Origin of the sequence: Mycobacterium sp. (genome assembly GCF_049647605.1) — a bacterium.
Taxonomy (GTDB): domain Bacteria; phylum Actinomycetota; class Actinomycetes; order Mycobacteriales; family Mycobacteriaceae; genus Mycobacterium.
This window is the reverse complement of record NZ_JBARXZ010000222.1, coordinates 1-11,389: the sequence shown is the minus strand read 5'-3', so window position 1 is coordinate 11,389 and position 11,389 is coordinate 1. Positions and strand designations below refer to the sequence as shown.

9 protein-coding genes are annotated in these 11,389 nt (G+C 67.2%); 3 read left to right on the top strand and 6 right to left on the bottom strand.

Features of this window, described 5'->3' with window-relative positions; all coding sequences use genetic code 11:
- Positions 1–303: 303 nt before the first annotated feature.
- The gene (lexA, locus tag WBB07_RS27380; RefSeq protein ID WP_526312528.1) at positions 304–1,029 is read left to right on the top strand and encodes a transcriptional repressor LexA; all 726 of its coding nucleotides are present in this window, start codon (positions 304–306) and stop codon (positions 1,027–1,029) included.
- A gap of 56 nt (positions 1,030–1,085) precedes the next feature.
- On the opposite strand, the gene WBB07_RS27375 is transcribed toward lexA, so the two are convergent.
- Positions 1,086–3,551: an LGFP repeat-containing protein gene (locus WBB07_RS27375; protein WP_526312526.1), complete on the bottom strand. Its 2,466-nt coding sequence runs from the start codon at positions 3,549–3,551 to the stop codon at positions 1,086–1,088.
- Between the two features lie 206 nt (positions 3,552–3,757).
- Entirely contained in the window at positions 3,758–4,921 is a 1,164-nt protein-coding gene (locus WBB07_RS27370; protein ID WP_526312524.1) for an acyl-CoA dehydrogenase family protein, read from the bottom strand.
- Positions 4,922–5,039: 118 nt separating this feature from the next.
- Here WBB07_RS27370 and WBB07_RS27365 point away from each other — a divergent pair, with 118 nt between their 5' ends.
- Together WBB07_RS27365 and WBB07_RS27360 are read left to right on the top strand one after the other, a co-directional pair.
- Complete coding sequence (locus WBB07_RS27365) at positions 5,040–7,328, top strand: molybdopterin-dependent oxidoreductase (RefSeq protein WP_526312522.1); 2,289 nt, start codon at positions 5,040–5,042, stop codon at positions 7,326–7,328.
- A complete protein-coding gene (locus tag WBB07_RS27360) occupies positions 7,325–7,828 on the top strand; it encodes a hypothetical protein (protein WP_526312520.1) in 504 nt (167 codons plus the stop codon). Before WBB07_RS27365 ends, WBB07_RS27360 begins: the two co-directional genes overlap by 4 nt.
- On the opposite strand, the gene hflX is transcribed toward WBB07_RS27360, so the two are convergent.
- The 4 genes from hflX to WBB07_RS27340 all read right to left on the bottom strand — a co-directional run.
- Positions 7,825–9,243, bottom strand: coding sequence for a GTPase HflX (hflX, locus tag WBB07_RS27355; protein ID WP_526312518.1), 1,419 nt, complete (start codon positions 9,241–9,243; stop codon positions 7,825–7,827). The genes WBB07_RS27360 and hflX overlap by 4 nt on opposite strands.
- 45 nt (positions 9,244–9,288) lie before the next feature.
- Positions 9,289–10,161 (bottom strand): diaminopimelate epimerase, encoded by an 873-nt coding sequence (gene dapF, locus WBB07_RS27350; protein ID WP_526312517.1) that lies wholly within the window; start codon positions 10,159–10,161, stop codon positions 9,289–9,291.
- Between the two features lie 4 nt (positions 10,162–10,165).
- A complete protein-coding gene (miaA, locus tag WBB07_RS27345) occupies positions 10,166–11,083 on the bottom strand; it encodes a tRNA (adenosine(37)-N6)-dimethylallyltransferase MiaA (protein ID WP_526312515.1) in 918 nt (305 codons plus the stop codon).
- A partial coding sequence (locus WBB07_RS27340; protein ID WP_526312513.1) for a class III extradiol ring-cleavage dioxygenase family protein occupies positions 11,080–11,389 on the bottom strand: 310 nt, incomplete at its 5' end. The genes miaA and WBB07_RS27340, both read right to left, overlap by 4 nt.

The window sequence follows — 11,389 nt, the reverse complement described above, 5'->3', positions numbered from 1 at the left end:
GTGCTGTGGAGAAGTCCGGCCCGAGTGCCCGGTCCGGTGAAGCGGAAGTGTCATCGTTCGCTCCTGTGTTCGAAGGTTACTCGATCACATGTTCGATCAGATAGTGCCGATCCGAACATGTGATCGATTTGTAGCCGAACGATAAATGGAGCCACCGACAGAAACGGGCGCCCCGTCCGTCACACCAGCACCAGTGGCATCAAGATCCCGACACCAGAACGGCCGCCGATGCACCGCCACCGGCCCCGACACGCGTCGAACACATGTTTGATTCTGTCGGCGGTGGCGACTACATTCGGGGACATGGGCGACAGCACTGACACAGGTTCCGGCGCGCACGATCAACAGGACGCCGCCGCGGGCCGGCGTGAAACGACGCTCGACCCGTCGCTGACCGAGCGTCAGCGCACCATCCTGGAGGTCATCCGGGCGTCTGTGACGACCCGAGGATATCCACCGAGCGTCCGGGAAATCGGCGATGCGGTGGGCTTGACGTCCACCTCGTCGGTCGCGCACCAACTGCGCACCCTCGAACGAAAAGGCTATCTGCGTAGAGATCCCAACCGGCCACGCGCCGTGGATGTTCGCAGCGTCGACGAAGCAGCAGCCGCGGCGGCGGTGGCCACCGATGTCGCCGGCTCAGATGCACTCCCCGAGCCCACCTTCGTCCCGGTACTCGGTCGCATCGCAGCCGGCGGTCCGATCCTGGCGGAAGAGGCCGTTGAGGACGTCTTCCCGCTTCCCCGTGAACTGGTCGGAGAGGGATCGCTGTTCCTGCTCAAAGTCGTCGGCGAGTCGATGATCGACGCCGCCATCTGCGACGGTGACTGGGTGGTGGTTCGACAACAGAATGTGGCCGACAACGGTGACATCGTGGCCGCAATGATCGACGGTGAAGCCACTGTGAAGACCTTCAAGCGGACCGGCGGCCAGGTGTGGCTGATGCCGCACAACCCCGCGTTCGACCCCATCCCCGGCAACGAAGCCGCCATTCTCGGCAAGGTTGTCACCGTGCTCCGCAAGATCTGACGGACGCGGTTCCGGCATAGTTGAGTGCCCGGGCCCCTCAGGACCCGGGCAGTCAACTATTCAGCGCGAGTGAATCCGTTGGATTCGGCGAGTTCCTCACTGGCGAACCAGATCTCGGCGACTGTCACGTCGAAGGAGGCCGACCCCGGCGAGTGGTAGGTGCCGGTGCGCATGCTGCCCTTGATCGGATAGCCCTCGGGAGCCTCGTCCGGATCATCGAGCGGAAGGTGGATCGCCGGCGGCGGCACCGTCTCCGACTCTGATGGCTCGGACTCCGAGGCCGCGCGCTCATCTCCGGGGGTCCGGTATTCGTGGACCTGGTCCTGAGGAGCCCGGTCCTCATCGTCCCGGTCCTGGCCCCAGATCTGGGCAGCCCGATGTTCGGCACCCCAACGCTCGGCGGTCCGATCTTCAGGCTCGGCGGATTCCTCCGATACCGACTGGTCGAACCGCGAGGGTGAGTCCGACTCATCGACCTCTTCGCGGGGTATCCCATAGCCCGACGGCGCGGCGGCCGGCGGCGGCACCGCCCCGTACACGGGCGCAAACAGTGAGTTCGGCCCGGGCGGTTGATAGCCCTCGTCGTCGGCCAGCCAGGGCGGTCGAGACTCCTCGTCGGGGGTGATCGCGGCGTGCCTGCCGGACGGCTCCCCGACATCGGTGACGATCCGCGTCGGCGCGGTGTCGACATCATCGGGATCCAGGGGTTCGACAACATCCGCATCGGCCACATCGTCGACGTCGTTGATCTCGCCCAAGTCGCCGCCGAAGTCGAAATCGACATCGGAGGGCGATTTCTCGTCGTCCTGCGCACCGTAGTGGGTGAACAGACCCGGACCGGTTGCGGAGGCTTCCAACCCGCCGGTCGGCACCACCGGGTCACTCCACGGTTTGGGGCCGTTCTCCCGTTTGGCCCACGGCGGCTGAGTTGCCAGGTAGTCGGTGTCGTCGAAGTTGGCGTCGCCGAATCGAGTGGGGCCGCTGCTCTGACCCGATCCCGCCGACGTCCAGCTGTCACGATCGTCGCGCTCATCGTTTGGCGTTTCGTCGAAATCCTCGCGGGCATCAGAATCCTCGCGGGCATCGGCAGGCAGCTCGGGACCGCGGTAGTCCCGGTCACCGAAGTCGTCGCCGAAGTCGGCACCACCTTCACGGCTACCGCCGCGTCGCTGCCTCATCACCAGGAATGCGACCAGGGACCCCAGCGCCAGAACTGCGAGCGGAATGATCACCCACAGGTACCAGCTCTTCCATCCCGACGAACCGGAATCAACCGTCCCGCCGTCCTGCGCCTGCGCTGCCGGCGGTGCGGCCGGACTCGGCGCCGTGTTCTGCTCTGGGACCTCCACTCCATCGAGACGGTCGGCGAGCTCCGGCGGTTGCGTGCTGAAGGTGTTGGTGGAGCTGTTGTAGGTGACCTGGCCACCACTGAAGTTCTGGGTGACGGTGCCTTCGCCGGTCTGATCGGAGATCGGCACACCGAGGTCACCACCACTGCCGCCCAGCTCATCCCAGGCTGCCTTCATGGCGCCGCGGACGATGACAGCCCCATGCTCAGCCGTCCAGACGATGGCGGGTGCATCGGGGGCGCCGAAGGTGGCAACACGGCTGCCCGGTACGTCACCGTCCACCTCGTTGGCGGTCGGGAAACCGAGTTCACCGGTGGGACCACCGGCAGCTTCGTACTTCTCCAGGACCATCCCACTGACAACGTGGGCACCGGACTGCGGGGAGTAGAAGATCTTGCCGCCGACGAAGTTCTGTCCCGTTCCGTCACCGACGGGGTAGGGGTCGCCTTCCTTGGCGCCGAGTTGCCCGGCCGGGCCACCGGCCACCCGCCACGCGAGGTCGATCTCCGACGTGGCGCCATCGGGCAATGGCAGGTCTGCGAGCTGACCGGCCAGCTCCGGCGGTGTCGTGGTGAACACCCGCGCGCCGGCGTCGTAGGTCAGCTGACCGCCGGTGAACCGCTGCGAGATGCTCTCACCGCTGTAGGTCTCGTCCTCGACCGGCACGCCCAGGGGCCCTGCCGAACCGCCGAGTTTGTCCCATGCCGAGTTGAGGAGTCCCTTGACCACCCAGGCGCCCGACTGCGGCGTCCAGAAGATGACTCCGCCTTCGGGAATGTTGAAGGTGACGTTTCGGCTCTCCGGGCTGATGCGGCCCGGTCCTTCGTCCATATTGGGGAAGCCGAGGTCACCCTCGGGTCCGCCCGCTGCCCGGTACTTGTCGAGGATGGCACCGAACATCGACCGGGCACCGGTAGCCGGCGAGAAGAACACCGCGCCATTGGCGAAGTTCTGGCCGAAGCCGGCGCCCGATGGGTAGATGTCGCCGGCCTTGGGGCCCAGCGGCGACGTATCGCCGCCGGCGGCCGTCCAGGCCTGGTCGATGGCTACGGCGGCGTCACCTTGTGGGTCGGCGTGTGCCACCGGCATGCCCGGCGCCACGAGCGCCAGAGCCGTGCAGGCCGCCGCCAGAAGTCCGAACGCCCAACGAATTGGGTTTTGCTGCGTCGTCATGCCCACTCCCCGCGGTCACCGGCCTGTGTAACGAAGATCTCGTCGCCCAAAAGTCCCATCACCGCCAACTCTCGGACAAATGCCGAGCACAATATGGCCACATCGCCGTCATTTCGATGACAATACCCACCCGGTACCGAATTCACGTGCAGGCCCGGATGCGTTTTGCGCGCGATATGTGAGGTAAAAGGCGGGGTCGCGACGTGCTAGACCCCCAGGCTGCGTCCGACGATCTCTTTCATGATCTCGGTGGTGCCGCCGTAGATGGTCTGGACCCGGGCGTCCAGAAATGCACGAGCGACGGTGTATTCACGCATGTATCCGTAACCACCGTGCAATTGCAGACAACGGTCGATAAGACGCACCTGCGCTTCTGTGGTGTACCACTTCGCCATTGCCGCCTGGTCCACGGTCAGCTTTTCCTCCAGGTGCAGACGGAGAAACTCGTCGACCATGATCCGCACCGCGGTGGCCTCGGTGGCGAGCTCGGCCAACACGAAGCGGCTGTTCTGGAAGCTACCGATCGGCTTCCCGAATGCCTTGCGCTCCTTGGTGTATTGGATGGTCTGCTCGAGCACGGTCTCCATGGCCGCGGCGGCCATGATGGCGATGTTGAGGCGCTCCTGCGGCAGATTCTGCATCAGATAGATGAAGCCCATGCCCTCTTCACCGAGCAGGTTTTCGGCGGGCACCTTGACGTCGGTGAACGACAGCTCGGCCGTGTCCTGGGCGTCGAGCCCGATCTTGTCCAGGTGCCGTCCCCGTTCGAACCCTTCCATGCCACGCTCGACCATCAGGAGCGAGAATCCCTGGGCACCTTTTTCCGGGTCGGTCTGCGCGACGACGATGACCAGGTCCGCGTGGATCCCGTTGGTGATGAACGTCTTCGAGCCGTTGAGGATCCAGCTACCGTCCTCCTGCTTGACGGCCCGGGACTTGATGCCCTGGAGGTCACTGCCGGTGCCCGGCTCGGTCATGGCGATGGCGGTGATCAGTTCACCGCTGCAGAAGCCGGGGAACCAGCGCCGCTTCTGCTCCTCGGTGGCCAACCTCAACAGATAGGGGGCCACCACGTCGTTGTGCAGCCCGAAGCCGATACCGCTGAACCGGCCGGCGGTGGTCTCTTCGGTGAGAACGGTGTTGTAGCGGAAGTCGTCGATGCCCCCGCCGCCGTACTCCTCCGGCATGGCCATGCCAAGAAATCCCTGTTTACCGGCCTCCAACCAGACGGCGCGGTCGACGATCTTGTCCTTTTCCCATTGGTCGTGATGTGGGGCGACGTGACGGTCGAGGAATGCGCGGTAGGACTCGCGGAACAGTTCGTGTTCGGGCTCGAACAGTGTGCGCTGATATTTGACGGCACTACCCATGGTGGACCTCCGGAACCGGGCTCGGATTTTCGACTACGCGTCTTGCCGACGACGATATACCAACCAGCTGGTTGGTTGACATCGCCCTGCGGGCACCCCGCTCCGTAGACTGCCCGCCATGTCAACCGCGCGCGCCGGCCTCACCCACTGGGGGGCGTTCCATGCCGATGTCGAAGATGGCGAGATCACCGCGGTGCGCGCGCCGATCACCGACAACGACCCCTCCCCCCTGCTGGGCAACCTGCCCGGCTCGGTTCGCCATCGCGCCCGAGTTGCCGGTCCCGCGGTACGACGGGGATGGCTCGACGACGGCCCGGGCCGCACCACCCGCCGCGGCTCCGACGACTTCGTGTCGGTGTCATGGGACCAGCTCACCGAGCTGCTGGCGGGCGAACTGCGGCGCGTGGTGGACACCCACGGCAACGAAGCCATCTACGGCGGGTCCTACGGCTGGGCCAGCGCCGGCCGTTTCCACCACGCGCAGAGCCAGGTGCACCGGTTCTTGAAAGCGCTCGGCGGCTACACCTTCTCCCGGCACTCTTACAGCCTGGGCGCCACCGGGGTGATCATGCCGCGGGTGGTCGGCACCCACGACGACCTGTTCAAGCGGTCGACAAACTGGGAGGTGATCGCCGAGCACACCGAGCTACTGGTGTGCTTCGGCGGCATCCCGATGAAGAACACCGCGGTCAATCACGGTGGCACGACGGCACATCCGGCGCGTGACGCGCTGAACCGGTACCGCGGGCGCGGCGGTCAGATCGTCGCCGTGTCCCCGCTGCGCGACGATGTTGCCGGGCCGTGCCGGTGGCTGCCGGCGGCACCGGGAACCGATGTGGCGATCATGCTCGCGCTGGCTCATGTGCTGACCACCGAATCGCTGGCCGACCGCGAGTTCCTGGCCACCCATTGTGTCGGCTACGAACGATTCGAACGCTATCTGCTGGGCCTCGACGACGGGGTGCCGAAGTCCCCGGAGTGGGCGGCCGGAATCTGCCAACTCGCCCCTGACGTCCTGCGCAGCCTGGCTCGGGAGATGGCTGCCCGCCGGACCATCGTCACCGTGAGCTGGTCCCTACAGCGGGTCCGATATGGCGAGCAAGCACCCTGGATGGGGCTCACGCTGGCAGCGATGCTCGGCCAGATCGGCGTTCCCGGAGGCGGTTTCGGCCACGGCTACGGCTCCATGAACGAACCCGGGCTGCCTCCGCTGCGATGCGCGCTCCCGGCGCTGCCGCAGGGACCCAACCCGGTCCGCACCTTCATCCCGGTCGCGGCCGTCAGCGACATGCTCCTGAACCCCGGCGGCCAGTTCGACTACAACGGAATGAGATTGACCTTCCCCGACATCCGGTTGGTGTACTGGGCCGGGGGCAACCCGTTTCACCACCATCAGAACCTGGCCCGATTCCGCCGGGCGTTGGCGCAGGTGGACACCGTGGTGGTGCACGACCCGTACTGGACCGCGATGGCCAGACACGCCGATATCGTGGTGCCCTCGACCACGGCCTACGAGCGCGACGATTTCTCCGGCTCGCGCAACGACCCGCTGTTGATGGCGATGCCCAAACTCGCCGAGCCGTATGCCGACTCCCGCAACGATTATCAGACGTTCGCCGCGCTGGCTGATCACCTCGGCTTCGGCCCGGAGTTCACCGAAGGCCGCACCGAACAACAGTGGCTGCAGCACATGTACCGGACGTGGGCGGGCGGACTGGATTTCGCGGTGCCGTCGTTCGAGGAGTTCTGGGCCGCCGGCTCGGTGCGACTGCCGGTCGAGGACGGTTTGACGTTGCTGTCCGATTTCCGCGCCGATCCGGTCACCCACCGCCTGAACACCCCCAGCGGCCGGATCGAGATCTTCTCGCGCGACATCGACGGGTTCTCCTACGCCGACTGTGCCGGTCACCCCAAGTGGTTTGCGCCCGCGGAATGGCTGGGCGGAGAACGGGCCACCACCTACCCGCTGCATCTGATCGCCAACCAGCCCTCGACCCGACTGCACAGCCAGCTCGACACCGGGCACACCAGTCAGGCATCCAAGGTCCACGGGCGGGAGCCACTTCGGATGCATCCGCGCGACGCAACCGCCCGCGGCCTGGTCGACGGGGATGTGGTGCGGGTGTACAACGATCGGGGCAGCTGCCTGGCCGGGGTGGTCGTCGACGATGCGGTCCGCACCGATGTGGTGCAGTTGGCCACCGGGGCGTGGTACGACCCCGAGGATCCCGCCGACCCGGACGCCATGTGTGTGCACGGAAATCCGAACGTCCTCACCGACGACACGGGCACCTCGTCGCTGGCCCAGGGCTGCACCGGAGCCCATGTGCTGGTGCAGGTGGAGAGGTTCACCGGTCCGCTGCCCCCGGTCCGGGCACACGAACCGCCGAGCCTGGTGCGCCGATGACCGAGTACCTCACGGTGGCCGAATCGGGCCGCACCTGGGAGTTCGGTTTCGCCGATATGGTGCGGTTCCACGGCGGTGGCTCTCCCGGCGGGGTGGCCATCGCGTTCAAGGTCCTGCAGCGCGCGTTCGGGATCCTGTCGCCAAGGCAACCACCACAACGTCGACTCATCGAGGTACAGACCGCATTTCGCGGACCCGGAGCCCGCGACGGGGTCGAGGCGGTGACCCGCGCCGTCAGCGATCACCGGTACCACGTCGACCGTCGCCTGGTTCGTGCGGATCTCGGACCGCTGCTGGAGGACTTTGTCTTCGACATCGCCGTCGCCGACCTGCGCACGACGCTGGTCTTGCAACCGGGCTTCACCACCACCGAGTTCATCGAGCTGGCGCGCACCGACAACCGCAGCGCCCTCGAGGAACATCGCCTCGACGAGCTGAAGGCCGCGCTGGCGCAGCAGGTGATGAACCATCCCGCCGAGCAGGTGTTTGCGCTCGCCTAGCCGGTGGCGAACTCCTGCAACCCGGCGGCCAGCCCGGCAGGGACAAACCCCTTGATCCGGGTACCCCGGTCGGTGTGCTCGGCGGCATCGACCCGGCCGTCGCTGTGCATGCGTGCCACCAGGTCGCCGCGGTCGTACGGGATCGTCACATCGACGGCCACATCCGTGGGCTCCACCAGCTCGGCCATCCGCTGCCGCAACCGGTCCAGGCCTTCACCGGTATGCGCCGAGACGAACACCGCCGCCGGCAGCGCCCGGCGCAACTGGGCCAGCGCCAGCTCATCGGCGGCGTCGATCTTGTTGACCACCAACAGTTCCGGGGCCCGCGTGCCGTTGCGGTCGGCGATGACCTCGTTGACAACCTGCCGCACGGCACTGATCTGGGCCAGCGGGTTGGCGTCGGAGCCGTCGACGACGTGCACCAGCAGGTCGGCGCCCAGGACCTCTTCGAGGGTGGACTGGAATGCCTCGACCAGCTGGGTCGGCAGGTGCCGGACAAATCCGACGGTGTCGGTGAGGACAAACGGCCGGCCGTCGTCGAACTGACCGCGCCGGGTGGTCGGTTCCAGGGTGGCGAACAAGGCGTTCTCCACCAGTACCCCGGCACCGGTGAGGGCGTTGAGCAGGCTGGATTTCCCGGCATTGGTGTAGCCGACGATCGCCAGCTGCGCGACGTCGCTGCGCACCCGGGTGCTGCGCTGGGTGTCGCGGATCTTCTTCATCTCGCGGATCTCACGGCGCAGCTTGGACATCCGCTCACGGATGCGCCGCCGATCGGTTTCGATCTTGGTCTCACCCGGCCCGCGGGTGCCCACACCGCCGCCACTGCCGCCGGCGCCTCCACCCTGACGGGACATCGACTCACCCCAGCCGCGCAGCCGGGGCAGCATGTACTCCATCTGGGCGAACGCCACCTGGGCCTTGCCTTCACGGCTGGTGGCGTGCTGGGCGAAGATGTCGAGGATCAGCGCGGTCCGGTCGATCACCTTGACCTTGACCACTTTTTCCAGCGAGTTCAGTTGCGCAGGCGAGAGTTCGCCGTCGCAGATCACCGTGTCGGCGCCGGTGGCGAGGACAACCTCACGCAGCTCCTGCGCTTTGCCGGAGCCGATGTAGGTGGCCGGGTCGGGTTTGTCGCGGCGCTGGACGAGGCCTTCGAGCACCTCGGAGCCGGCGGTTTCGGCGAGCGCGGCCAGTTCGGCCAGGCTCGCGTCGGCATCGGCGGCGCTGCCGTCGGTCCAGACACCCACCAGTACCACCCGCTCCAGGCGGAGTTGGCGGTACTCGACTTCGGAAACGTCGTCGAGTTCGGTGGACAGACCGTGAACGCGCCGCAGGGCGGCCCGGTCATCGAGGGCCAGTTCGCCGGTGCTCGGAGTGGCGGAGGACCGGGAAAGGAATGGGGACTCAGTCATAGGCGAATACAGGTTCGCACGGAGATCATTGTTCATGCACCTCGTTTAACGTTCGAGAGTTCCCCACCATTGTGGTGACAGCTCGCCGTGGGCGACCAGCTCGGACGGTCCGCGCAGGTAGCTGGTGGTGTCGGTGACGGTGACGGTGACCTCACCGCCGGGTACCCGCACGATCAAGGTCCCGGTCTGCTCGTCGAGATGTCGCAGCGCGGCGACGGCGGCGGCGACAGTGCCCGTCCCGCACGAGCGGGTCTCCCCCACGCCACGTTCGTGCACTCGCATGGACACCACCCCGTCGTGTGGGGCGGTGAGCACTTCGATGTTGACCCCGTCCGGGAACTGGGTGTGATCGAACTCGACGGGAGCGGCGACATCCAGCGTCGCCAGTGCCGCACCGTCCAGGCCAGTGTCGACACAGGCCAGATGCGGGTTGCCGACGTCGACGGCCACCCCGTGCACCCGCCGCCCGCCGACCACCGCGTCTCCGGTGCCGGTCTGGTTGGCTTTGCCCATCTCCACGGTGACATCGGCGCTCAGGGCATCGAGCTGGTGCACGGTCACCGGTCGCGGACCGGCCAGTGAGCCGACGACAAACTCGTCGCGGTGCTCCAGACCCGCAGCCCGCAGATAGTGGGTGAACACCCGCACCCCGTTGCCACACATCTGGGCGACCGAGCCGTCCGCATTGCGGTAATCCATGAACCAGTCCTCGGCGCTGACACCGTCCGGGAGCCGGCTCAGCACCCCCGCCGACACCAGCGCGCCCGCGGTGGCGACCCGCAGCAAGCCGTCGGCGCCGAGTCCACGGCGCCGGTCACACACCGCGGCGATCACGGCGGGAGTCAGCTCGAGCTGGACATCCAGGTCGGGCAACAGCACGAAGTCGTTCTGTGTCCCGTGCCCTTTCGCGAATTTCACCTGTTCAGGATACGTGTTGCCAGAGCCGCAGCACCGCGTCCGCGTTGCCGTCGGCGGCACCGTCGAGCCAATGCACCCGGTGATCCCGACGGAACCAGGACCGTTGCCGGCGCACGTACCTCCGGGTCCCGATGAACGTCGCGCTGCGTGCCTCCTGGATCGCCGAGGAGTCACCACCGGCGTCCAGGGCGCTGAGCACCTGCGCGTACCCGAGCGCCCGGGCGGCTGTGACCCCGTCCCGGAGACCGGCGCCGAGCAGTCCTCGCACCTCGTCGACGAGCCCACCGTCGAACATCGCATCGGTGCGCTGTTGCAGCCGGAGGTCCAGGGGTTCGGTCTCGCGATCCACGCCGATGATCAGCGTGTTCCACCGCGGCACGCCGATGGTGGGTGCCGACGCCGCGAACGGCTCTCCGGTCAGCTCGATGACCTCCAGGGCCCGCACGATTCGCCGACCGTCGGTGGGCAGGATGGCTGCGGCCGCGTCGGGATCACGTCCGCCCAGCTCGACATGCAGTGCAGCCACACCGACCTCGGCGAGCCGGTCTTCCCAGCGGCTGCGCACCTGGGGGTCGGTGGCGGGAAACGTCCAGCTGTCCAGCAGTGACTGGATGTAGAGCATGGATCCGCCGACGATCACCGGCACGGCACCGGAGCCGGCTATCCGCTCGACATCGGCCGCCGCCGACTCCTGGAAGCGCGCCACGGTGGCCGTCTGGGTGACCTCGAGCACGTCGAGTTGGTGATGCCGGATACCGAGACGTTCTTCGAGCGACAGCTTCGCGGTTCCGATGTCCATACCGCGGTAGAGCTGCATCGCGTCGGCGTTCACGATCTCCCCGCCGACCGCGGTGGCAACCTCCAACGCCAGCGCCGACTTGCCGGTGCCGGTCGGTCCGATGATCGCGATCGGGCGGATCACGGCTGCCAGACCCCGGCGAAGTAGCCGACGCCGTACGGGGCGCCCCGGTACAGCTCCTTGGCTGCGTGCGGAGCCGGCGCGCAGAGGCCGGCCAGCACGCCGAACGCCACCCGCCCCACCACCGATTCCGGCAATGTCGCCAGCGCGGCGCACTCCCCGGAGGCCAGCGCATCATCCAGTGCTGCCTGGACCGGCACCGACGCCGGGTCGTGGCCGCCGGGGGCAGCCGACGTCAGGGTGTGGCAACCGTCGGCGACCACGAGCACCCCGACGGGATCGGGATCGCCGGCGAGCTCGGCGGCCAGC